This is a genomic window from Thermococcus profundus (assembly GCF_002214585.1).
In the GTDB taxonomy this organism is placed as follows: domain Archaea; phylum Methanobacteriota_B; class Thermococci; order Thermococcales; family Thermococcaceae; genus Thermococcus; species Thermococcus profundus.
Genome location: NZ_CP014862.1, coordinates 991,281 through 1,014,662 on the forward strand (window position 1 = coordinate 991,281; position 23,382 = coordinate 1,014,662).

At 52.6% G+C, this 23,382-nt stretch carries 23 protein-coding genes and 1 tRNA gene; 16 read left to right on the top strand and 8 right to left on the bottom strand.

The annotated features are described in order from the left end of the window. Positions 1 to 2: 2 nt before the first annotated feature. Together A3L09_RS05420 and A3L09_RS05425 are read left to right on the top strand one after the other, a co-directional pair. Complete coding sequence (locus A3L09_RS05420) at positions 3 to 473, top strand: PH1570 family protein (protein ID WP_088857985.1); 471 nt, start codon at positions 3 to 5, stop codon at positions 471 to 473. Then, complete coding sequence (locus A3L09_RS05425; RefSeq protein WP_088857986.1) at positions 463 to 1,449, top strand: AI-2E family transporter; 987 nt, start codon at positions 463 to 465, stop codon at positions 1,447 to 1,449. The genes A3L09_RS05420 and A3L09_RS05425 overlap by 11 nt, the downstream gene beginning before the upstream one ends. Before the next feature lie 10 nt (positions 1,450 to 1,459). Here the strand turns inward: A3L09_RS05425 and folP are convergent, their stop codons facing one another. Further along, entirely contained in the window at positions 1,460 to 2,278 is an 819-nt protein-coding gene (gene folP, locus A3L09_RS05430) for a dihydropteroate synthase (RefSeq protein ID WP_088857987.1), read from the bottom strand. 66 nt (positions 2,279 to 2,344) lie between these two features. Here folP and A3L09_RS05435 point away from each other — a divergent pair, with 66 nt between their 5' ends. The 5 genes from A3L09_RS05435 to A3L09_RS05455 all read left to right on the top strand — a co-directional run bounded on the left by A3L09_RS05435 (position 2,345) and on the right by A3L09_RS05455 (position 7,073). After that, entirely contained in the window at positions 2,345 to 3,319 is a 975-nt protein-coding gene (locus tag A3L09_RS05435; protein WP_088857988.1) for a beta-ribofuranosylaminobenzene 5'-phosphate synthase family protein, read from the top strand. 4 nt (positions 3,320 to 3,323) lie between these two features. Continuing rightward, on the top strand, positions 3,324 to 4,118 hold the full coding sequence (locus A3L09_RS05440; protein WP_088857989.1) for an N-glycosylase/DNA lyase: 795 nt from the start codon (positions 3,324 to 3,326) through the stop codon (positions 4,116 to 4,118). 55 nt (positions 4,119 to 4,173) lie between these two features. Further along, the gene (locus tag A3L09_RS05445) at positions 4,174 to 5,058 is read left to right on the top strand and encodes an ABC transporter permease subunit (RefSeq protein ID WP_157727203.1); all 885 of its coding nucleotides are present in this window, start codon (positions 4,174 to 4,176) and stop codon (positions 5,056 to 5,058) included. 90 nt (positions 5,059 to 5,148) lie between these two features. Next, the gene (locus tag A3L09_RS05450; protein WP_157727204.1) at positions 5,149 to 6,150 is read left to right on the top strand and encodes an ABC transporter permease subunit; all 1,002 of its coding nucleotides are present in this window, start codon (positions 5,149 to 5,151) and stop codon (positions 6,148 to 6,150) included. 5 nt (positions 6,151 to 6,155) lie between these two features. Further along, positions 6,156 to 7,073, top strand: coding sequence for an ABC transporter ATP-binding protein (locus A3L09_RS05455; RefSeq protein WP_088857992.1), 918 nt, complete (start codon positions 6,156 to 6,158; stop codon positions 7,071 to 7,073). 3 nt (positions 7,074 to 7,076) lie between these two features. On the opposite strand, the gene A3L09_RS05460 is transcribed toward A3L09_RS05455, so the two are convergent. Then, positions 7,077 to 8,345 (bottom strand): UbiD family decarboxylase, encoded by a 1,269-nt coding sequence (locus A3L09_RS05460; protein ID WP_088857993.1) that lies wholly within the window; start codon positions 8,343 to 8,345, stop codon positions 7,077 to 7,079. 74 nt (positions 8,346 to 8,419) lie between these two features. Between A3L09_RS05460 and A3L09_RS05465 the strand changes: the two genes are divergently transcribed. Further along, a complete protein-coding gene (locus tag A3L09_RS05465) occupies positions 8,420 to 9,817 on the top strand; it encodes a DEAD/DEAH box helicase (RefSeq protein ID WP_088857994.1) in 1,398 nt (465 codons plus the stop codon). Here A3L09_RS05465 and truA read toward each other — a convergent pair. Beyond that, positions 9,766 to 10,572: a tRNA pseudouridine(38-40) synthase TruA gene (gene truA / locus A3L09_RS05470; protein WP_088857995.1), complete on the bottom strand. Its 807-nt coding sequence runs from the start codon at positions 10,570 to 10,572 to the stop codon at positions 9,766 to 9,768. The genes A3L09_RS05465 and truA overlap by 52 nt on opposite strands. A gap of 412 nt (positions 10,573 to 10,984) precedes the next feature. Further along, positions 10,985 to 11,062 (bottom strand) — tRNA-Pro (locus A3L09_RS05475). Between the two features lie 73 nt (positions 11,063 to 11,135). Between A3L09_RS05475 and A3L09_RS05480 the strand changes: the two genes are divergently transcribed. From A3L09_RS05480 to A3L09_RS05490, 3 genes are all read left to right on the top strand, one after another. Then, entirely contained in the window at positions 11,136 to 12,227 is a 1,092-nt protein-coding gene (locus tag A3L09_RS05480) for a glycosyltransferase (RefSeq protein ID WP_232473595.1), read from the top strand. Between the two features lie 185 nt (positions 12,228 to 12,412). Next, positions 12,413 to 14,851, top strand: a complete 2,439-nt coding sequence (locus tag A3L09_RS05485) for a hypothetical protein (protein ID WP_088857996.1) — start codon at positions 12,413 to 12,415, stop codon at positions 14,849 to 14,851. 64 nt (positions 14,852 to 14,915) lie between these two features. Further along, the gene (locus A3L09_RS05490; RefSeq protein ID WP_157727238.1) at positions 14,916 to 15,527 is read left to right on the top strand and encodes an ABC transporter ATP-binding protein; all 612 of its coding nucleotides are present in this window, start codon (positions 14,916 to 14,918) and stop codon (positions 15,525 to 15,527) included. Positions 15,528 to 15,540: 13 nt separating this feature from the next. On the opposite strand, the gene pyrG is transcribed toward A3L09_RS05490, so the two are convergent. Then, positions 15,541 to 17,142, bottom strand: coding sequence for a glutamine hydrolyzing CTP synthase (pyrG, locus tag A3L09_RS05495; RefSeq protein ID WP_088857997.1), 1,602 nt, complete (start codon positions 17,140 to 17,142; stop codon positions 15,541 to 15,543). A 113-nt stretch (positions 17,143 to 17,255) separates the two neighbouring features. Between pyrG and A3L09_RS05500 the strand changes: the two genes are divergently transcribed. Beyond that, the gene (locus A3L09_RS05500) at positions 17,256 to 18,176 is read left to right on the top strand and encodes a hypothetical protein (protein WP_088857998.1); all 921 of its coding nucleotides are present in this window, start codon (positions 17,256 to 17,258) and stop codon (positions 18,174 to 18,176) included. Here A3L09_RS05500 and A3L09_RS05505 read toward each other — a convergent pair. After that, on the bottom strand, positions 18,168 to 18,545 hold the full coding sequence (locus tag A3L09_RS05505; protein ID WP_088857999.1) for a DUF555 domain-containing protein: 378 nt from the start codon (positions 18,543 to 18,545) through the stop codon (positions 18,168 to 18,170). The genes A3L09_RS05500 and A3L09_RS05505 overlap by 9 nt on opposite strands. Positions 18,546 to 18,555: 10 nt before the next feature. Further along, complete coding sequence (locus tag A3L09_RS05510; RefSeq protein WP_088858000.1) at positions 18,556 to 18,843, bottom strand: DUF357 domain-containing protein; 288 nt, start codon at positions 18,841 to 18,843, stop codon at positions 18,556 to 18,558. A gap of 96 nt (positions 18,844 to 18,939) precedes the next feature. Between A3L09_RS05510 and A3L09_RS05515 the strand changes: the two genes are divergently transcribed. Genes A3L09_RS05515 through A3L09_RS05530 form a run of 4 tightly spaced genes read left to right on the top strand, consistent with a single transcriptional unit; the run spans position 18,940 to position 22,600 of the window. Next, positions 18,940 to 19,671 (top strand): TIGR02253 family HAD-type hydrolase, encoded by a 732-nt coding sequence (locus A3L09_RS05515; RefSeq protein ID WP_088858001.1) that lies wholly within the window; start codon positions 18,940 to 18,942, stop codon positions 19,669 to 19,671. Further along, entirely contained in the window at positions 19,661 to 20,209 is a 549-nt protein-coding gene (locus A3L09_RS05520; protein ID WP_088858997.1) for an ASCH domain-containing protein, read from the top strand. Before A3L09_RS05515 ends, A3L09_RS05520 begins: the two co-directional genes overlap by 11 nt. Before the next feature lie 11 nt (positions 20,210 to 20,220). Continuing rightward, complete coding sequence (locus A3L09_RS05525; protein WP_088858002.1) at positions 20,221 to 20,682, top strand: COG2426 family protein; 462 nt, start codon at positions 20,221 to 20,223, stop codon at positions 20,680 to 20,682. Positions 20,683 to 20,701: 19 nt separating this feature from the next. After that, the gene (locus A3L09_RS05530) at positions 20,702 to 22,600 is read left to right on the top strand and encodes a molybdopterin-dependent oxidoreductase (RefSeq protein ID WP_088858998.1); all 1,899 of its coding nucleotides are present in this window, start codon (positions 20,702 to 20,704) and stop codon (positions 22,598 to 22,600) included. A 166-nt stretch (positions 22,601 to 22,766) separates the two neighbouring features. Here A3L09_RS05530 and A3L09_RS05535 read toward each other — a convergent pair whose 3' ends face one another. Beyond that, on the bottom strand, positions 22,767 to 23,375 hold the full coding sequence (locus A3L09_RS05535) for a nitroreductase family protein (RefSeq protein ID WP_088858003.1): 609 nt from the start codon (positions 23,373 to 23,375) through the stop codon (positions 22,767 to 22,769). Between the last annotated feature and the right edge of the window lie 7 nt (positions 23,376 to 23,382).

Here is a 23,382-nt window from a genome sequence, read left to right on the forward strand (position 1 = left end):
GAATGCTCTGCGAGGAGAAGCTTGAGGTCTTCGAGAACGGTTTCGAGGACGGAAAGTTCAACCTGCGGATCGAGTTTTACGGGAGGGACGCGAGGAAAGTCCTGCTGGCGGTTATAAGGGAGCTCTACCTCCCCGAGTACGGCGAGGCCTACGTCTATCCCTTCGAGTGCGCCAAGGAGTTCTGGGGGCTGGCACTGGACGCCGAAGGGATAAGAGCCGAGGAGTTCAGGCCGAACCCGATAAAGTTCATGAACCAGAGCGTTAAGAGCAGGCTTGAAAAAGCGCTGGGCGAGATAAGCGCCCCCCTTAAACCCGATCTGGAGAGGGCAACCGTCCATAAGTTCAAGAGCGGCTACCTAGCCGTCGGAAAGGACTTCGTCCTGGACGAGGGGAGAGGGGTTCTCTTCGTGTTCAACAAACCTGGGGCGGGAGAGCTTCTGTTAAAGTATCTGGGGATGCTCGATGAGAAATGAAACCCTCGCATGGGCAGTTATATCGGCCGTCGTTCTGTATCTGGTCTGGCTAGTTGTACGGCCCGTCATCTCACCCATACTCCTGGCCCTTACGATAGCATACGTTACTTACCCCTTCCACGAGGGCCTCTCAGAGAAAATTGGAAGAAGGAAATCCGCCTTTCTCCTCGCTTCCATACTGGCAGTCCTTTCTTTTCTATTTCTCCTCGGCTTTGTCCTCTGGATAAACGACGTCAAGTACCAGATTGTAAGGTACATGGAGATCTTTTTCAGCTGGCTCCAGTCGGTAACCGTCTCCTCCCCAAAGGTGAACGAGGTTCTAACGGCCATAACGGAAGGGGTCAGCACGAGGATCGAGGCTTATATAACAAGCTACACGTACTCGATCCCGAAGCTGACCCTTGAGATCTTCGTCATGCTTTTCGTTTACTACGGCGCCCTCATAAACGCGGAGGAAATCAGAAAGGAACTCTACGCCCTGCTGCCTCCTCATAGGAAGGAGTTCGGTGTGAGGCTCATCGAGGCCGCCAAATACACCCTAGACACCCTTCTGAAAAGCTGGCTCACCCTGAGTGCCATAAAAGGTGCCTTCACCGCCCTCGGGTTCTGGGCCTTCGGGATAGCACAGGTGAGCGGGGCAATCGCCCTCGGGATCCTCACCGTTTTCATAGAACTCCTCCCCCTCATAGGAGGCTGGTTGGTGTGGGTTCCAGGGGTGGTATACCTCGTTCGCTCATCCCACATTGCACTGGCGCTGATATTTGTAATCTACTCGGTCGTCTTCATCTCACCCTTCCCCGATCTCTTCCTTGCCCCAAAGATGACCATCAAAAGGAAAGGCCTGAACGCCCTCATCTCGCTCCTCGGCATCTTCGGAGGGCTCTGGGCCTTCGGACTAGTCGGCATAATAATCGGACCGGTTTCCCTCGGTCTCCTCGCGACGGTAATAGAAGAGTGGAAGAGCAGCGTTGAATAATGAAAGAGCGTCACGGTCGGAACCGCTTAAGGAACGCGGCCATCTTAACCGCATCTAGGGTTTCTTTAACATCGTGGGTTCTAACTATATGAGCCCCGTTGAAAACGGCTATCGCCGTTGCCGCTAGACTTCCTGGGAACCTCTCAGAGGGGTCTTTTCTGCCGGTTATCGCCCCGATGAAAGATTTCCGCGAGACACCGATGAGTATGGGCCTTCCCAGCATCTTAAGCAAGTTTAGATTAGCTAGTATCTTTGAGTCCCACTCGTACCAGGGGGGCCACTCCGGACGGAGGAAGCCTATCGCCGGGTCGACCGCGATATCATCGATCCCGGCCTTCTCCGCGATAACCAGGCTCTCCTTGAGGAGATCCAGGACAGTATGCACCGGGTCGCTGAAGTCCCTAACTTCGCCATGAGCACAGAGGACAACTGGAACGTCGTAGTCAGCTGCAACTTCCGCCATCCTCGGATCGCCCTTAAGGCCGGTCACGTCGTTTATAACATCGGCCCCTGCCTTGATGGCCTCCTCTGCAACTCTTGCATTGGTCGTGTCGATGCTTATCGGGACATCAACGTGATCCCTAACGGTCTTCACCGCCCAGACGGCCCTTCTTATCTCTTCCTCGACGGGGATCTGGGTTTCGAGGTAGGGAGCGGTGGACTTTGCTCCTATGTCTATAAAGGAAGCACCATCCTCCACCATCTTAACGGCCGCCTCAACGAGCTTCTCCTCATTGTTTCGGACGCTCCCTTTGTAGAAGCTCTCCGGCGAGACGTTGATGACGCCCATTATCCTCGGTTCGCTCAGCTCGATTCCCGCGAATTTCATACCACCACCGCACCCATTAGGGAAGTGATATAAAAGGGCTTTTCCTAAAATCGGGAGGTGGTGTTCATGATAATCCGCACTCCAAAGAGGCTTCATCTGGGTTTAATTGATCCATCAGGAGAACTGGGAAGGCGATTCGGTGCCATGGGAGTCGCTCTATCGGGAGGGTACGAAGTCAAGGTAACCCCAAGCGATGAGCTGAGAATAAACGCCCCGAAGGAGGACGAGGAGACGATAGTGGAAGTCCTGAAGGCCATGAACGGGGCGTTTGAAACTGGGACCGGGTACTCCATAGAGGTTCTCAGGGCCCTTCCGAGGCACGTGGGACTCGGCTCGACAACGCAGCTTTCCCTCGCCGTTGGAACGGCGGTGGCGAAGCTTAATGGGCTTAAAGTCAGCACGGAGAGAATAGCGGAGGTGCTCGGGAGGGGAAGGAACAGCGGAGCGGGTATTTACACCTTCAAAAGCGGCGGCCTCGTCATCGACGGCGGGGTCTCTGGAAGGAATGTCCCCCCGCTGATAGTGAGGCACGACTTCCCGGAGAGCTGGGCGTTTTTGCTGGTAACCCCAGAGCTCAAACCCGGCTTTGATGAAAGGGAGGAACAGCCCATAATGAGCTCCGTTGGGGGAGATCCTCTCGCGGCTAGGGAAATAAGCCACAGGATTCTTCTGGGCCTTCTGCCTGCCCTCATCGAGAGGAACATCAGGGACTTCGGGAGGCACCTAACCGCTATTCAGAGGCTCGTCGGGAGGCACTTCGGAAGCCACCAGGGTGGGGAATTCAGGGAGGACGTCAAGCCGATTATAGACTTTCTCACGGAGAAGACCTACGGCTACGGCCAGAGCAGCTGGGGACCGACTGTTTACGGCCTCATTCTGAGGGACGGGGGGGAAGAGCTCGCGGAGGAAGCCAGGGATTACCTGAGGGAGCACGGGATAAAAGGAAGCGTCGAGGTGGGAATGCCCCAAAACACCGGAGCAGAGGTTGTGAACGAGAACGCGTTCCTGGAGAGGCTGATAAAGTCTGTCTCGTCGGGGTGATGAGATGACCCTCGATCGCTTCATTAACTTCACGCCAAAGGAGAATCGCGAAAAGGTATCCCGCCTGAAGGAGGTACTCTCGGAGCTTGGTGTGGACTGCGCCAGAAGGATTGAGGAGAGGGTTGACCTCCAGTTTGATGCGCTGAGGAACCTTCATAAAAACCTTGGAAACGATGAGCTGTTCCTAAAGCTCGTTCTGGCGAACTCGGTGGTGAGCTACCAGCTCAGCGGGAAGGGGGAAGACTGGTGGTGGGAGTTTTCGAGGTATTTCTCGGGGAAACCCCCTGAAGGGGAGATATGGAAGGCCTACTCGGAATTTTTATCCAGTTCCAGAACAAACAGGCGGCTCGTGGCTGGGAAAATCGGGAGGCTCAAAAAGCTCGAACCATTCCTTACCTCCCTCTCCCTCGACGAGTTGAGAGAGTACTACACGAGGGGAATGGTGAAGCTCAGGGATGACATTGCAAGAACTCTTGGATCGAAAAAGAGCGCGAAAACCATCGTCTTTGCCGTCAAGATGTTCGGCTACGCCGGCAGAATAGCCTTTGGCGAATTCGTACCGTACACCATAGAAATTGAAATCCCAGACGACGTCAGGATAAACGCCTACACGAGGAGGTTTACGGATGAAAAACCTGTTCTTTTCTGGGCTAGAATTGCCAGGGAGACAGAAATTCCACCGCTTCACATAGATTCGATCCTGTGGCCCGTTCTGGGAGGGAAGAAGGAAGTTCTCAGGAGGCTTGAGAGGCACTGTGGGGAGCGGGCAAAGCTCATCCTTGAACTCACTAAGCTTTGAACTTCTTTATTTGTCTAGTCGGAAATTTTAAATACTACTGATCTTATTAAGGTGGGTGGTCTCCCTGTCCAGTGAATTTATCAAAGGATTCAAGCGAAGCTTTCAGCGGTGGACTATCCTGCTGGCGTTTGGAACTGCGATGATTCCATCGTTCTTTATTTTCAAAGCTGGTAAGAGGCTTCCCCTCCGGGAAAACGGATACGTGGTGAAGATCATCGCTGAAAACGTTAATCCCCCACTGCCCCTGGAACTTTCGGCTCAGGCGGAGGTTTTGTTCCTCTTTCTTGTTATTCTAGTGGGAGCAAACGCCATAAGGGATGAGCTCAGAAAAAAGGCAGGTGAATCATCAGTTGTTGATCTCCGGTATTTTCTGGGCAAGTTTGTAGGTCATGCCGTTCTCTTCTCCGTTGCTTCAATAATCTCGGTTCTCATTGATGCCGTGCTCCTTATCTACGTTGGGGCCCCCTCCAGTCGTGTTCTGCTCAAAGATGTGCTCCTGGAGGGAATGGTGTTCTCCCTCATGGTCATACAACTCCTCGCGCTGGGTTATCTCCTTTCAACTGTTTCCTCAGAAACCTCCACTCCTCTGATCTTGGCCCTGGTGGCCATGTACGTAATCTTTGTTACAGTCCCAATGGCCGTGGAGTTTATGCTCTACCTGACCTACGCCCCGATGGGAGAGCTGGTTAAAGACCCGCGGATCGTGGATGCGGAGGTTAGAACGTTAGTTACTCGTTATCTTTTCTTTGAGCCGAATCTTCAGATGTCGGAGATAATCTCAGGGGCATGGGAAGGAGGTGAAAAGTATATCGGAATGTCATTCGCCCTGCGTAAGGGGATATACAACATAGCAAACTTGCTTGTAATGTCGGTGATCTACCTATGTCCTGCAGCCTTTCGAGTTTATAGGTCATCAAAGAAGAATCCTGAATACCGCTGAGTCCCATCGTGATCTTGCTTTCTCACTAATCTAACAAGCAAAATATTTTTATACTGCCATTAATAAACCGCAGTGAAACCTTTGGAGGTGTTGGCGTTGTTGTGGGGATTTAAACTGGAATTCAAGCAGAGCCTCAGGAGCAAGAAGTTCATCGCCACGATAGTGATAATGATGCTCCTCTACGTGCCGTTCTTCTACATAATACGGCAGGACAGCGACATTGGCACTATGACAACCGGGGAGTTCATTACGGGCATTATCCAGTTCCTCGGTGGAATGGCGACGTTTTTTATAGCGATTCTTGCCCTCCTGATGGGCGCAACCGCCATAAACTCGGAGATAGAGAAGGGAACCCTCAGAGTGGCAATGAGCAAGCCCGTTTCGAGGCTGGGCTACATAACCGGCAAAATGCTGGCCCAGATAACCACGCTCCTAATAGCCCTCCTGATCTCCGCGCTCGTTGGCATAGTTGGCTTCATGGCAATCGGTGCGCCCGTCAACGGCACGGTGGTGAGGGAGGTAATCCTGCTCAACCTGCTCCTTTTAGTGGGCCTCAGCCAGCTCCTGCTCCTCGGCTACCTCATATCGACCGTTGTCAAGTCATCCACCAGCGCCCTCGGACTGGCCCTGGTCCTCTTCTTCGTCATATCCCTCATAATGCCGAGCGTAGTTGGGTACATGGCAATGACCTCCGCGGATCACCAGAACAAGGGATTTGAGGAGGTGTACAAGGACTACGCCACAAAGTACCTGTTCTTTGAGCCCACCACCCAGCTCAAGATCATCATGAACGAGGTCGAGGATCATGAACACCAGGAGTGCTACAAGATCGTCAGACGCGTTGATTTAACGACCTACAAGGACGAGACCATCAATAAAACAAAGGTGGAGAAATGTGAATACAGCAGTTACGAGGAGTCTCACATTGAGGGGAACTACAGGTACTATACAACCTGCACGTGCGAGCCTAGGTACGGAGGCCTGATCTACGCCATAAACAAGAGCATGACGAACTTTCTGATCGTCGTTGGGATGGCGGTTCTCTACACGGGGCTCGCCCTGATCCGCTTCCTCCGCATGGATTTGAGGTGATGGGGATGATAGAGATAGAGAACCTGGTGAAGAAGTACCGCGACGTTCAGGCCCTCAACGGCCTCACCCTCACCGTTAAGAAGGGTCAGATCTATGGCTTCCTTGGCCCCAACGGTGCCGGGAAGAGCACAACTATACTGAGCACCCTCGGTCTCATCCGTCCGCAGGGAGGAACCATAAAACTTCTCGGTGAGGAGGTCTTCAGAAACGGAAGCTATCGTGAGAGTACCTTGGTGAAGGTCAAGAAAAACATCGGCTACATGCCGGAGCACGCTACCCTCTGGGACTTCCTGACTCCTATGCAAACCCTCAGCATAATTGGGGAGTCGTTCGGCATGCCGAAATCGGAGAGGGAAAGAAGGGCCAGGGAACTCTTGGAGATGCTGAACCTCTGGGAGGTCAGGGACAAGAAGATCGGCAAGTTCTCAAAGGGAATGAGGCAGAGGGTCCTCCTGGCCCAGGCCTTGATAAACGACCCCGAGCTCCTCATTCTTGACGAGCCGATGACGGGCCTCGATCCAAGGGGAATAGCGGAGTTCAAGGACATAATCAGGGAGCAGAAGAGAGAGGGCAAGACCGTGTTCTTCTCCTCACACATCCTCGCCCACGTTGAGGAGGTCTGCGACACCGTTGGGGTCATAGTAAAGGGAAAACTCCGCGTTGAGGACAGCATCGACAGCATAAAACAGAGCTTCCTAAAGAAGGCCGGCTACCTGATCCTGCTTGAGACTGACAAACCGGTGAGATTCGACATGACCGACTGGAAGATCGAACAGGTCAGCCCAACCAAGTACAAGATAAAGGCTTCCGGAGATATCAGGCCGAAGATAAACGAAATCGTTTGGAGTCAAGGAGCCAAGATTCTCCAGCTCATGGTTAGGGTCCCCAGCCTGGAGGAGATCTTCCTGAAAATGGTGGAGTGAGGGCTAAACCTTTGCCCTCTCAAACTCTTCTTTTCCCTCGAGCGGTTTTGTAGCGTCGATGCCCCACTTCGCCGTGAGGCTTTTAGTCGCCGAGGGGTCTAAGGAGCTTCCCCTGGCGTTGGGGACGATAACCAGATCCCTGTCGGCCTGGAAGCGCGTCGCTATGGCCCATTCAACTTCCCTGTCGTCGTAGATGTTTATATCATCATCAACGACAACGACGTGCTTTAAGCTGGGGTGTCCAACGAAGGCGGCGAGGATCGCGTTCTTGCCGTCTCCGTCGTGCTGTTTGGTGATCGAAACTACCGCGTGGAGCCACATTGCCCCTCCCTCGGTTAAGCGGACGCCGTGAACCTTTGGCACTACTTTTTTAACGCTGGCATATATCTGGGGCTCCTTCGGAAGGCCCATCAGCATGAAGTGCTCGTAGCCGCCCGGAAGGAGAGCATGGAAAATCGGGTTGTCCACGTGATACATCCTCTCAAAGACCACCAGTGGTTGCTTTCTCACGTAGTCGTAGGTTCCGGTTATGTCGACGAACGGTCCCTCATCGACGAGCTCGGGGGTTATCTTAGCCTCGAATACGAACTCGCTCTCAACAGGAACCGGGATCCCCCCGAGGTCAACTACCTCAAGCGGCCTTCCGAAGGCCTTCTCACTCATCCTCGACGCTATCTCAAGCTCGCTGATTCCGTAGGCGGTGCTAACTGCCCCCGCTAGGAGAAGGTGTATCGGGTTGCCCACCACTATCCTGACTTCCAGCTCCTCCCCCAGCTCGGCTTTCTCCTTCCACATGGCGTAGAGATGCCTTGGGACGAGCCTTATGGCGGCAGTTTTTTCATCCCTCACCATTATCCTGTGAAATGACATGTTGACGAAACCATCATCGTCCTTGGCTATAACCATAGCGGAGGTAAAGTACTGTCCGCCGTCCTTCGGATAGTACTTCGGAATCGGCAGTTCTTTAAGCGAGAAGTCTCTCGTGGAATTCTCCAGGAACGGTGCACTCTCAACGGTTTTGTATGGTGAAGGGCTTTCCATAGCATCGGCGATGAAGTGGAGAAGATCCTCCCGCTTAACACCGAGGAACTCCGCTATCCTCTCTCGGGTGCTCCAGATGTTTCCGGCGACCCTTCCTCCCTCAACGTCCTCAAAGAGAACGGGCCTCGTGCGATACTTGAGGAGGTACCTCGTTATCTCCAGCTCCTTTTCCACAGGCTCGTATATCCTAACGACGCTTTCCCCAAGGGAGTTCAGTATCTCCTCCAGCATTTTATCACCACTTTAGGTTTCCAAAAAACCTATAAATCCCTTTTCATCTACCTCCACTTTGACTGGCTATGTCTATGGTCACCATGCGGATCCCGGATAGGTCAACAAGGGTGTACGTCGAAAAGGCCGAGCCGAAGGTTTACTTCAAGATCTACGATCTTCTAACCTACAAGAAGGACTATGGGAAATGGGAGAAGCCGGAGAGCCTCTACGACCCCTATACCAATAGTTTTCCAGTCGGCCTTATTCCTAGAGTGAAGAAGTTTCTGAACTCCAAAGGGTATAGGGTTAGGATAAAGGACGAGCGCCGGGTTATGGGCGAAGAGCTGGACTCCCTCTGGAACCCCAACTATAAGCTCAGGAGGTACCAGGAGAGGGCAGTCAAAAAAGCCTTGCGGGAGAAGATGGGAGTCCTCGCCCTGCCGGTGGGAAGCGGAAAGACCATAGTGGGCCTCGGAATAATAAACCGGCTCAATCTCTCAGCCCTCATCGTGGTTCACACCAAGGAGCTTCTCTACCAGTGGGCGGACAAGGTGAACGAAGTCCTCGGCATCGAGGCGGGGATTATCGGCGACAACAAGTGGAAGGAAGGCCCTGTAACCGTAGCTATGATACAGACCCTTCTCTCCAGGGGTGCAGACAAGCTTCAGGGGAAGTACGGCGTTGTGATCTTCGATGAGTGTCACAGAACCTCTGCCGCGGAGAAGTTCTACAAGCTGGGCCTTTCCCTCCCCCAGGTCTACAGGTTCGGCCTCTCGGCGACCCCCTGGAGGCGGGTTAGGGGGGAGGAGATAAAGATCGAGGCCGTTGTCGGGCCGATAATCTACGAGGCCAGGGCGGAGGACCTCATAAAGGAGAAGTTTCTATCCAGACCGCGCTTTGAGATAATCCACTACGAGTCGGAGATGCCCTCTTTCAGCGAAAGGTACAAAGAGCTCTACGAAGACGTGGTGATGAACAACGAGCCCAGGAACAGGGCCATCGTGGAAAAGGCGGCGGAACTAGCCAGGAAAGGACATAGGGTCCTAATAGACGTTAGGAGGCTTGAGCATGGCAAGATCCTCAAGGAGATGCTCGAGAAGAAGGGAATAAGGGCGGAATTCCTGAGCTCCCAGAGCCCCAATCGGTGGGAAATACTTGAGGAGTTCAAGGAGGGAAAGATACCCGTTTTGATCTCGACGCTGCTCAAGGAGGGTGTTGACATACCTGAAATCTCAGCTATAATCCTTGCCGGCGGTGGGAAGAGCGACATAATGACGATCCAGACCATAGGAAGAGCTTTGAGACCCAAAAAAGGTATGAAGGCTGTTATAGTGGACGTAGAAGACGACGACCCGCTACTCTTCACTCACTTCATAGAGAGGCAGAAGGCGCTTAAGCAGTACTACGGGAAGTACTACGACAGCGAGGCCGAGAAAGTTTACAGGGAGATAAGCCAGTCTCCCAGGAAGGCGGCGCGCGCTAGAGCGTGAGCGTAGCGCGAGAAGACGGCTTTTTTGAATTCCCTTACTCCCCTTTCATCTGCTTCAAACTCGATCCCTTCGTAGTCGATTCTCCAGAGGACGAGGTTTTCAGGGGGAGCGGGGGGAATCTTTCGGTCGAATCTTCCGGAGAGCATTCCCGAGACTTCCTCTGGGGTCAGGAGGCCGAGCCCGCAGAGGGAAATGGAGTTCACTATCCTCCTCACCATCTCCCAGAGGAAGGATTTTCCTGTAACCTCAACTATGTAGTATCCGCTTCGGGGGATGATCTCCACCGAGGTGATCTCACGGATGGGCTCTTTTCCGGGTTCGAGCTTTGCAAAGGCGGAGAAGTCGTGGGTTCCCACAAAGAGCCGGGCACATTCCGGCATTGCATTGGGATCAAAACCCCTGTCCACAAGGTAGTAGCGGTAGGTCTTCGACTTTGCCCAAAACCGAGGGTGGAAATCGTCGGGAACCTCCGTCCACCCCAGAACCCAGACGTCCTTCAGATGGTAGTTCAACACCTCCGGTTTGGCAAGGTAGGCTTTTTCCGGTACTGGATCGAAGGAAACCACGTTGAAGAAGGCAGAAACGCCTCTATCAGTCCTTGAGGCACCTTTGAAGTTCGAGGTCGGAGGATCCTCTATGATCCCCAGCTTTTGAAGAACTCGAATTATCTCCCCTTCAACCGTTCTGAGCCCCGGCTGTCTCTGAAAGCCGTAGAAGGCGGTCCCATCGTAGGCCACGCGGAGGGCAATCCTCATCGTATCACCCGGAAAACTGGTAGAGTCTCCAAGATTTGAATCCAGGTCATAATCGGGCTTTAAAAACATTATTACCCGGTGGATTTTGTCTTAAGAATTATTTCAGCCATTCGTCAAGGACGCTTAAACGCCAGTGAAAGCGGCGCTGAAACTTTGCCAGCAAAGTTTCATCGGAAAATCTCTTTCTCTCAGAAATGCAGAACACTAAGCGTGACTCTTTCGTGACGCATTAGCAAGGGATTTAACTTTAAAATCAATATTTTAGGAGGTTTGCTTTTTGTTCTGGCGTCTGAAGGACGCCTTGTTGGGAGCAAACACTCTCAAATTGGATTTTCGAGAATAAATCCTTTGGAACTCGTATTTTAAAAGAGCACATTTTCTTCCGCCAGCGCTTTCGTCAGAAAGGGCTGAATGGTGGGGCCGCCGGGATTCGAACCCGGGTCACGGGCTCCCAAAGCCCGCAGGATAGACCAAGCTACCCCACGGCCCCATGCCCGGGAATAGGGCCCCTGCAAAGCTTATAAAGTTTGCGGGTTTTAATTTTCTGGCCCGGGGGGAATGTAATGAACGGAAAAACGCATAAAATAAAGGTGTCCGTGATAATACCAACGTACAACGAGAGAGACAACCTGGAGGAGCTCTTCGAGAGGATCTCCGATTCACTGGGGAGGGCGGGCTACGATTTTGAAATCGTGGTGGTCGACGATGACTCCCCTGACAAGACGTGGGAATACGCCGAAGCACTGGGAAAGACCAAGGGCTATCCAGTCAAAGTCATCCGAAGGATAAATGAGAAGGGCCTTTCTTCCGCCGTTATCAGGGGCTTCAAAGAGGCCTCCGGGGATGTTTTTGTAGTGATGGACGCGGACTTACAGCATCCGCCTGAGAAAATACCTGAACTCGTCGGGGCCATCGAAGAGGGAGCGGATATAGCAATAGCCAGCAGGTACGTGCCCGGAGGAGGGGTTAAGAACTGGTACTGGTATCGGAAGCTCATTTCAAAGGGCGCCATAATGATAGGGCGCATTGCACTTCCCAAGATAAGGAGCGTCAAGGACCCGGTAAGTGGGTTCTTTGCCCTTAAACGAGAGGTCGTCGAGAACGCGGAGCTGAACCCAATAGGCTTCAAAATACTCATGGAGATTCTGATCAAAGGTACCTACAAAAGGGTCGTCGAGGTCCCGTTCACCTTCGGATTGAGGAAAGCGGGTGAGAGCAAGCTGAGCGGAAAGACGATGATAAACTACCTCAAGCATGTCTACCGGCTTATGAAGTGGGAGGGCGAACTCGACAGACTGATAAAGTTCAGCATCGTCGGAACGTCCGGCATATTCGTAAACGAGGGATTTCTGTGGTTCTTCGTCTCGGAGCTGGGGATGGACAAGTATGTGGCCAACGTACCGGCAACCGAGCTTGCGATACTAAACAATTTCCTCTGGAACGACCTCTGGACTTTCAGAGACCTTAGAAAGCGTTCCCTGTGGAGAAGGCTCCTGAGCTTCCACGTTGCGGCATTAACCGGGGCCATCGTCCAGTGGATCATATACGCGCCCCTCGTGTACTTGGGGATAAACTACCTCCTAGCTAACCTCGTTGGCATAGGTGCATCCTTTATCGTCCGCTTCCTCTTCAACAGAAACGTGACTTGGGGATGAGGGATATCCTCTGTTTGGAATTATTATCTCGGAGAAAATTTTATAAACTATTTTAATGTAAGTAAGTTGCAAAATAACAATAATGAATAAAAGTAGGAACTAGTCCGACTGAAGGGCGATATAAACACCATCCATATTACCTTTGAGAAACTACAGTTTCGAGATAAACTGAGCGGGGAGATACGATGAAGCTAAAGGTGTTTTTAAGGCACTACTTAAAGTCGTTTTCATTCTTTGCCATCCTGGTGCTCCTTGTTTCTGTTTTTCCTGCAGTGATCGTGGCCACGCTAGAGATCGCTGGAAACCCCAGTCACGAAGGCTTCTCCAATACATACCTGGTAATGGAGCTTGAGAGGGGTCTCAGCAGCGGGAAAATAGAATACCTGAGATCAAACGACCGCTTAATTTTCAACCCAAACTTTGTTGAAGTCTACCTGGGAAATAGAACTGACGAACTCCGACTTGGCGACGTTGAGAGAATAGTCGAGGAAGCGGGGCTCAAACCCGAGATCTACTATCCAGCATTCGTCGACGGGAGGCATGTCCTTCTGGTTCCCCTCGACGGCCCAATTGGAGAAGCCGACTGCTACACTTCACCAAACAAAAGAATCACAAAAGGCACCATCCCATATTCACCGTGGATAACCACGAAAAAGGGATACACAAGGAATCCACTCTACAACATTACGATAGAGTGTGCACTCCCCTTAAACACTTCCAGTGAAAAAGCCCGCGTTCTCTCATCCCTCCTTGACTATTCGCAATATGAAGAGTGGTGCATCTCCTCGGGAAAACTCTTGAGCAGGTTTTTGAACTACACTGAAACCGATCAGAACCTCAAGAATGTCGGCGCTGGGGAGTGGATTTTCGTTATTCTCCCTGGAAAAGTTGATGTTAACGCATTTTACGACCTCATCCTTCCCAAATTCAGAGAACATAACGTAAGTCCGTCTCTGTACGTCATCACCCCCGAATGGGTAAAGGCAACGGAAAGTCAAAAAACGCCTGTGAGCCATATCCTGGAGTACCTAATCTTGCTCCTCCCAGTCACTCCCGCGATATTGATCCTGTTCAAGCAGGAACAGGCAAACGAGCTGAAAATGAGGGAGGTCATGGGGGTAAATGGAGGGAGTGACTTCGTAGTCGATGTCTTAACAGCGGGCATAGTTCTGCTGGGAGCAGGGACATCATTCCTATTGCTGGATAGAGCGATGGGATTGGCAACCGCTTTTATTGTGCTGGTTCTCTTTTCTCTGAGGGTGTTCCTAACAGGCAAGGAAATAACTCAGTGGAGGGAGATACTTGTCTTCATCTCCCTGTTGGGTGTCCTCGGAATAGCCTCCTACTTCAACATGGCGCTGAGGATCAAGGCAACTAACGTCCTCACTCTGGGACTCCCCCTATTTGACATTAACAAACGGGAATCGCTGTGGATATCTCTCTTCAGATACGGGCCCCTTGCTCTAATGGGGATTGGAGGGGTGTCAATACTTCCCCTGCTGATTGAAATCAAAGGGAGCATAGGGCAGAGGGGAATTACACGGACAATAGTGCCCAGCGTCCTTCCCCTAGTACTGCTTTTTCTTTATACCGGCTTCATACTGTCCACACCCCTCACCTCAATAGTGAGTGGAATTGACATGACCGTAGGTGCTACAGGCATCGTGGGATTCAAATACACTCCAAGCAGATTCAACCAAACAAATGAAGCCTATGACGCTGTAACGGCGGTCCTAGAGGCGAGAGAAACACCCTATACAACAATATGGAACGCTGGAAGTGTTGTCAGAGTGGACAGTGAACAGTTTATTGAGGGGCGGGGAAACCTGCCCTGCTACAAGGAGGATTTTTTGGAGTTTTTAAGAAATTCGGCACGAAGGAGTTCCTTGGCAGGAAAGCTCTATTCCCTGCTCTCGTCAAACAGAGGAAAACTCATAACAACGGAGGATCAGCTGAACTTGAAGTTCCAAGGCTTCAAAAAGGAGAAAGGTCTTCTCGCCTTTGGGCTTTCAACGGAAAACGGCATGGTCCGTACATTTTCGATACCATATAAAGTAGTCGACCTTCCCAGTGACGTTGGCTTTGCAGACACATTTGTGGAGTGCTCTGTATTTGGCAAGGGGGATGAATCCCAAAGATTGTACCCGCAGTACATCCTGTTCTATGGGGATATGGATACGATCAAGGCTGTCAACTTAACAGCCTCCGAATATAAAGACGTAATCGGCGAGTTTGCCTCGGTTAGAACGACCAGTGGAACTATCATTCAAGAGTATTCAAAAATAAGCGGTACACTCCCCATGCTGCTCTCAGCAATCCTTATGATTTTAACTTCCGCTGTAGTCGGAGCCAGGGACGCAGAGAGGGCTGCTGTTGTACACTGCCTAACAGAGATAAACGGTGGGGATATTAAAGAGCTATTCCTTCCACTACTCCTTCTACTCCCACCGCTCTTCCTGCCATTCACCATTTTCAGAGATGCCTACGAAGTGTACTCCATGGGCTTTCTCCCGGATGCAAAACTCCTGTGGTATCTAACGCTTCCAATGATTGGTTTCACAGCAGGAATCCTAATTTACAGCGCGGTGTTTGGGGCAAGGATTAAGCGGGGGTGTGAATTTTGAATGGTTTCCAATCAATATCAGTTGAGAACCTGACGGTAGTGTACAGGCAGCGTAACGGCAGGGGCTGCCCGCACTCAAAGAATTCACCGGTACTTTCCCGAGGGGCGCGCTCACCGTTGTCTTTGGACCAAGCGGTTCGGGAAAAACGACCCTCCTAAAAGCCATCGGGACTCTCCTTCCCCCAACGTCTGGAACGGTTTGGTACGGCAATACTAACCCGTACTCTCTAAGCAAAGAGGATCTGAGGAATCTGAGAAAGAGGATAGGCATAAGTTTCCAAGAACCTATCTTTGTCCCCTCATTAACTCTTTGGGAGAACATAGAACTAGCCCTCAATGCCGCCGGAAAGCTCAATGCTGAACACAAAAAACTGGCCCTCAATCTCGCAGATGAACTTGGAGTGAGACAGCTTTTGAACAAGAAGGCACACCAGGTCAGCGGAGGTGAGAAGCGAAGAATAGCGATAGTCATGGCACTTTCAAAGAACCCGGAGGTTCTGATAATGGATGAGCCCACAGCGTATCTCGACGGGGAGTCGACAGAACGCCTCCTGTCCTTGATACAACGCCTAAAAGAGGACCGTATCATCATAGCAGCAACCCACGACCCGGAACTTGTGAAGGTAGGAAACGTCACATACAGGCTCCGTTACGGAAAGAAAATATCCGAGAGGTAGGTAGAAAGAAAAATCACTCCCCGTACCTCTTTTTCTTTGCCGCCCCAACGAGCCCCCTGAAGACGGGCGCCGGGTTCATCGGCCTCGACTTGAACTCGGGGTGGAACTGGGTCGCTATGAAGTATCTGTGATCGGGAAGCTCAAGGATCTCCATCCTCCTTTCGTCGTCGCCAGCTATGCCGCTGAAAACGAGGCCCGCCTTTTCAAAATCCTCCACGAACTCGGGGTTAACTTCCCAGCGGTGTCTGTGGCGCTCGTAGATGAGCTCCCTTCCATAGAGGCTGTAGGCCAGGGTCTCCGGGAAAACCTTCACCGGATATGCGCCGAGCCTCATCGTCCCCCCAAGCCTGTCAAGCTCGCGCTGCTCGGGCATTAAATCAACGACGGGGTAAGGCGTCTGGGGGTCTATCTCGGTCGAGTGCGCCCCTTCAAGTCCGAGGACGTTTCTCGCGAACTCCACAACGGTGAGCTGGAAGCCGAAGCAGATCCCGAGGAACGGGATGTCGTTCTCCCTGGCGTACCGTATGGCCATCATCTTGCCCTCCGTACCCCTGGCACCGAAACCGCCGGGGACGATTATTCCGTCCACCCCTTCTAGGAGACCAACGCCGTGCTTCTCCACGTCCTCGGCCTCGACCCACCTTATTTTCACCTTTACGCCGTTTGCCACGCTAGAGTGCTTCAGGGCTTCCTTGATGCTCAGGTAGGAGTCCGAGAGCTTTGTGTACTTGCCAACTATGGCTATCTCAACGGTATCGGTGAGGGACTTGTACTTCCCAACCATCTCGCGCCAGGCTTTCAGCTCCGGCTCCCTCTCCGGAAGGCCCAGCCTCTTGGTGAGGTAACGGGGGAGGCCCTCCTTTTCAAGCATCAGCGGGACTTCGTAGGTGTCCTCCACGTCGTAGGCGCTTATGACTGCTTCCTCAGGAACGTTGGTGAAGAGGCTTATCTTCCTCCTCGCGGACTCCTCAAGGGGCTCTTCCGAGCGGGCCACTATGGCATCCGGCTGGATTCCAAGGGAGCGGAGTTCTTTGACGCTGTGCTGGGTCGGCTTTGTCTTCTGCTCGCCGACAACTCGGAGCTTGGGTACGTAGGTTACGTGTACGAATGCCACGTTCTCTCTTCCCTCTTCGAGCTGCATCTGCCTTGCCGCCTCGAGGAAGGGCATGCTCTCTATGTCGCCGACAGTTCCGCCGATTTCAACAATGACTACGTCGTGATCCCTCGCTATCTCCCTTATGCGGGATTTTATCTCGTCGGTTATGTGTGGAATGACCTGAACTGTGGCCCCCAGATAATCGCCTCTCCTCTCCCGCTCTATGACCGCGGAATAGATCTTGCCCGTGGTTATGTTGTGGTCAAATGTCAGGCTGGTGTCGAGAAAGCGCTCGTAGTTGCCCAGGTCGAGGTCAACCTCCCCGCCATCATCGAGAACGAAAACTTCACCGTGCTGGTAGGGGTTCATCGTTCCGGCGTCGTAGTTCAGGTAGGGATCTATCTTGATGTTGGTCGTCCTGAAGCCGCGGGCCTTCATGAGCATGCCGAGAGAAGCGCTGGTGATACCTTTTCCAAGGCCACTAACGACACCACCCGTGACAAATATGAACTTCGCCATGGCAAAACCTCCAACGGTTATGTCTGTGGTTGATTGGGGAGTGTTTAAAAGTTTTTGTCCGCCGCTGGAAACCATTAAATACACCTTGTACAACACAACTCGGTGGGGGTATTATGGAAACTCCTCGTATTGACATTGGGAGGACTATCCGCGATAAAAAGTTTCTGAGCTTGATCTTTATAGCAGTCCTCTTGACATCGATTCTTCCGTTTCCGCTCCTCATTGACTTCACGAGGGATTACAGCAAGATGCACGAGCTCATGGACAGGATGGTGAAGGAGGATGACGCGATAGCATGCCACAGGACACTGGATATTATCCCGAACACTCGGAACCTCACCCTGAAATGCGATGATGAGTACTACCACCCAGATGAGAGGATAACGGAGTGCTGTGGACTTTCAGTCTATCAGAGCACGTATCAGGAGTACCGTCGGGTGGTAGACCGGGTGAAGAGGGATCTTCCAAAGACCATTGTAGCTTCGATATGGATACTGCTGTCGGTTCTGTTCTCCTACTACGCACTCATCGATGCCGCGGTATCTATATCCCAGAAAAAAGAGGTCTCCATCGGGGAGATCATTAGATCCTCTCTCAGGGCATTTCCGGCTCTCATCGCTTCAGAGGTCTTAACGTTTCTCGTTGTGTTGGTGTTGCTTCTCATTGTTTCCATACCGCTGATTATCTTTGGCCCCTTAGCCAGGATCATCGAAGTGATAATCGGCATGCCTGCCCTTCTCCTAGTGGTCCCTGCCTACTACTTCATCCGGAAGGTGTACGTGCTCGATAGAATCTGGAACGTCGTGAGGAACAACCCCGGAGGTTACATCGTCCTTGGCATAGTTGGGCTGGTGTTTGCTGAGCTCTCAAAGCTCCAGTACTATCACTATTTCGGAGCCACCACGCTTCTCCTGTCTGCGGCTATGTCGACCGTTGGGCTCATAGTGTATAGCCTGGGAGGATTGGAGGTCTACTTATCCGCCGAGAAAAGCGAAGGGGAGCGGGAGGAAAATCCCGAAGAAAAGCTATTCTAACTCCACCCCGTTTCCTTCCTCTTCCCCCTCGATCTCCCTTATCTCGTAGACCTTCAGCGGAACCTTTTTGAGGGCCTTCCCAACCACGGCTTTGGCTATTCTCTCCGCGTGCTCGATGCTCTGAGCGTTGAAGACCTTGAGAGTGAGGTACATCCCAACCAGACCCACGGAGCCTATTACAAAGGCGCTCTCGAAGTGGGCCCCGCAGACGGGGCACTGGGAGTAGCCTATCTCAACCCTCACGAAGTCGAGGTTCTCCTTGTTCAGCGCCTTGGCCACCTTGCTCACTGCCACGTTTATGGCATCCTCGCTCGTCTCAACGTCCCGGACTATTATAGGGGCCTCAAGCACAACCACGTAGTCTCCCATCCTTCTCACCTCAGCCAAAGGCGAACAGCCTGTCGTCCTCCCCTCTGAAAACCCCGAGTCTTACACCTGCGTCGATAAAGCCGTGGGCGTAGTTTAGAGCGGCGAAAGCGGTAACGTAATCCCCCCTCTCGTAGTAGTACCTCGCGTCCTCAAAATAGCTCCTGGCCATGGTCAAAAAATCCTCCGCGACCTTCATAAGGAGGCTCTTCTCGTGGACTGCCACCTCAAGGGTTTTTAGGGCCTCCTCCGTTATTCTAAAATACTTCTGGAGCTTCTCCTCTGTTATCTCTCGCTCCACCGGTCTCGCCTCGGAGATGGTTGAGCCGCGGTTTTATAAACCTTGCCCACCATCATCATTAAATACCATCCCAACCAAACTCGGGCGGTGGAAGCGATGATAAAGGTCGTTCTCTTCGACCTGGATGACACCCTCATAGACACTACAAAACTGGCCGAGATGGCGAGAAAAAACGCTATTGAGGGTATGATTCGAGCGGGAATGCCCGTTGACTTTGGAATAGCCTATCATGAGCTCCTTGAGCTGATAAACGAGTACGGGAGCAACTTCTCGCACCACTTCGACTACCTGCTGAGGAGGCTCGATCTCCCATACAATCCGAAGTGGGTAGCCGCGGGGGTCATAAACTACCACAACACGAAGATGGCCCACTTAAAGACGGTCAAAGGGGCAAAGAGAACCCTGCTCCGCCTTAAGGAGATGGGACTCAGGCTCGGGGTCATCACCGACGGCGATCCGATAAAGCAGTGGGAGAAGATACTGCGAACTGAAATAGAGGACTACTTCGACGAAGTCCTCATCTCCGACTTCGTCGGCGTGAAGAAGCCCCACAGGAAGATCTTTGAGAAAGCGGTGGGACGCTTCGGGGTAAGTCCTGAAGAAGCCCTGATGGTCGGGGACAGGCTGTACTCCGACATCTACGGGGCAAAGCAGATCGGCATGAGAACGGTGTGGTTTAAATACGGCAAGTATGCTAGCAGGGAGCTGGAGTACCTCGAATACGCCGACTTTGTGATAAGATCCCTGGAGGACGTCGTTGAGATAATAAGGGGGATCGAGAGTGAGGAGAGGGAAGAGCGTTCAGATAAGGAAGTTCATGCTGATTGACTCCGCCTACAAGTCGAGGATCCTGAGCGGGAATAAGGTAACGACGATACGCTACGGGGACTACGAGGCAAAACCTGGGAAGGAGGTTTACCTTGTTATAACTCCAAGCGACACAGTCATTGCCAAGGTAAGGATAACCAAGGTGGAGAAGAAGAAAGTTAAAGAGCTCACCAACGAGGATGCCAGGCTGGACGGCTTCTCCGACGTTAAAGAACTGTTGAGGGCACTGAACAAAATCTACGGGGAGCTCTACGGGGACGACGAGGTTACGATCATCGGCTTCGAGGTCGTCAAGCGCTTCGATGATGGAATTCCGCTCAAGTGGCTGAAGGGCCTCAACTACCGCGAGCCGGTGGAGATAGCGCGCCTCTACCTTGAAAACCAGGGCAAGCTCAACCTCAACCGCGAAACTGACTTCATCCTCAGGCGGATTTACAACGAAGGGCTTGGGAAGGCGGTCAGAACTTTCGGGCCGAAGAAGGTTCAGCAGGCGCTTCTTAAAGCCTATCATGCCCTCTACAACGAAGGACTGATCTAGGGGGGTTCTGGGTGAGGGGTTTTCTTGAAATCCTTGCGATATCACTTTTTCCAACTCTCGAAGGCAGGTACGCCGTAGTCTACGGGATCGGAAGAGGATATCCGCTCTGGGAGACGATAACCGCTTCAAGCATCGGTGTTCTTCTTCTATCTCTGCTCCTGCCGCTCTTTCTTCCGTACATAGACGGGATGATGACTTGGCTAGAGGGAACCCCTCTGAGGAAGCTCGCCCGCCTGTACCTCTACTACGTGGGGAGAGTAAGGAAGAAGGCCCATCCGTACATCGAGAAGTGGGGTTTCTGGGGTCTCCTGGTTTTCGTCGCAATCCCCCTGCCCGGGACGGGAATATGGACCGGCGCCCTGGCAGCTTACATCCTGGGCATAGAGAGGGGGCGTGTGTTTCCGGCCCTGCTCCTGGGGGGCTTCATGAGCATGGGCATAACCCTTCCCCCCAGCCTCGGGATCTGGGGGTGATATCTTGTTCTCGGTCTGCATGCGGGACTGCTACGACACCTGCTCAATAATAAGCGAGTTCAGGGATGGCAAGCTGGCAGTTAAGGGTAATCCAGAGCACCCTATAACCGGGGGCTTCCTCTGCCCGAAGGGGGCGCTTCTCCCCAGGTGGTTCCAGTCAACTGAGCGGTTAAGGGCCCCTCTGATACGTACAGGGGAGAGGGGAAGCGGTGAGTTCGAAGAGGTGGGCTGGGATGAGGCAATAGCTCTCGTGGCTGACAAGCTTAAGGAAACGATAGAGAGTCACGGGAGCGAGAGCGTTCTGGTCTACCAGTACGCAGGTGATAGGGGTGCTGTTAACTACGCCTTCCCTCTGAGGCTCTTCCATTACTTAAACACAGCTATGCTTGACCACGGGATATGTGACAGGGCCGGGCAGGAGGCGCTAAGGGACGTCTATGGAACCGCCGTTGGTCTCGATCCGGAAGAGATTAAGAACCAAAAGCTGATCGTCTACTGGGGCCTCAACCCCTTCTGGACGAACCTCCACGGCTTCATGCTCGCCAAAAAGCACAGCCTTGAGATCTGGACGGTTGATGTTGTGAAAACCGAGACGGCAAAGCGCTCCCACCGCTTCTTCCAGATAAGACCGGAAACAGACGTCCTCTTCGCATTGGCCGTCGCAAAACTGATGATAGAAAACGAGCTCTACGATGGGGAATTCGTGAGGGAAAACGTCTATGGTTTTGAAGAATTCAAGAATTATGTAAAACCACTATCGCTTGATTATGTAATTAAAGAAACCGGCCTCTCGGGGGAAGAGATCGAGGATTTTGCCTTTGGATTTGCAGAGAAGAGGGGCATAATCCACATCGGCTATGGCTTTCAGCGCTCCCTCTCAGGGGGAGAGGCCGTTAGGGCAATAGCGATCCTTCCAGCGCTCGTTGGCCACCGCTTCGGCTTCATCTACGACATGAAGACTATCGATAAGTCCTACGCGGAGGGGGCGTTCCTGAGAACCAGACCCGCCAGGAGAATCCCCCAGATGAAGCTCGCCGAATACATCGAGAATGGTGAGATAAAGTTCCTCTACGTTTACAACTCCAACCCGCTGGCCAGTCTGCCCAACCAGAATCGACTCAGGAGGGCCCTTAAAGAGAGCGACGTTTTCGTAGTCACCCACGACATCTTCCTTACGGATACGGCGCTCTACTCAGACGTAGTTTTGCCGGCGAACACCTTCTTCGAGAGGCTCGACATAGCCGACAGCTACTACCACCGCTACGTGGCTCTGAACGAGCCGGTTGCAAAGCTCTACGGGAAGAGCAACAGCGAGGTCACGAGGCTTCTCGCGAAGGCCCTCGGCATCGAGAGCCCCCACCTCTACGAGACCGATGAGGAGGTTGTACGGAAAATACTGGAAATCAACGGCCTGAGCTGGAAGGAGCTGAGGAGAAGGGGCTTCGTCAAAGTTCCTGAGAAGCCGAGGAAGTGGAGCACCCCAAGCGGAAAGATAGAGTTCTGTTCCCAGAGGGCGATATCAAGGGGTCTTTCACCCTTCCCGGAGTATCGGAAGAGAAAGGGGAAGTATCCGCTGAAGCTTCTAACGCCAACGTACAGGATGACGATAACGAGCCAGTACCACAACACATACGGAATGATCGATCCAAACCTCTACATGAACCCACTCGACGCCGGAGAGAGGGGGATAAGGGAGGGCGACGAAGTTGAGGTCTTCAACGATAACGGAAGGGTAAGGACCACCGTGAAGCTCACTGAGGACGTTCCCAGAGGTGTGGTGATCCTCTACAAGGCCTTTTGGGTCAAGCTCCTCGGCTGGAATGCGAACTTCCTGACGGCTGACGAGACCGTTGAGGGATACGGAGACGGATCCGCCTACCACTCTGCATGGGTGGAGGTAATAAGAGTCGGCGCTTAACATCGGAAGGGCGGGAAGCGTTCGGCCCTCTTCACATCAGCCCGAACCGGGGCCCCATCACGCGATAAGAGGCAGTGGAGATGGAGGGATATCGGGCCTGAAGCGATGCTTGTGGGCTGATGGTTCAAGAAAATTTTAGGATTTTCATGCTCCCAGCAACACGCGCTCAGAGCATCACCACGACTTCTTTAAAACTCCTCCGCCTCTTCCGCGGCTTCACCTCCTCTTTGGGCCTGCCAACGGGGATAACCCCGACGAGGTAGTAGTTTTCATCGAGGCCGGCGAGCTCTCTAACCTTCTTCTCGATTCCCCTGAAGTTGGTAACGCCTATGTAGACTGTTCCAAGGCCCAGCTCAACGGCCTTGAGCATGAGGTTCTGGATTGCCATCGCCGCGCTCTCCACGCTCCAGATGAACTCAACCTCGTCGAACTCCTTCCCTTTGAGGAAGCGAACCCTCCTGTCTATAAAGACGGCGATGTAGACCGGTGCCCTGTACATTCCTTCCTCATAGATTCCCCTCTTGAGCTTCTTGATCTTATCCTCCGGAAGGTTCACTGCGCGGTAGTATTCGACCATGCCCTCCCCGATGAGGTCGTAGATCTTTTTCCTGGCTTCAGCGCTCTTGAAGACGACGAACAGCCAGTTTTCAAGGCCGCTTGCAGTCGGCGCACGTATAGCGGCTTCTACGAGTGCCGTTATCTCATCGTCGCTCACCGGTTCCTCCAAGAAATACCTCACTGATGCACGCCTCATGATGGCTTCATCAAGCTCCATCTTCCCA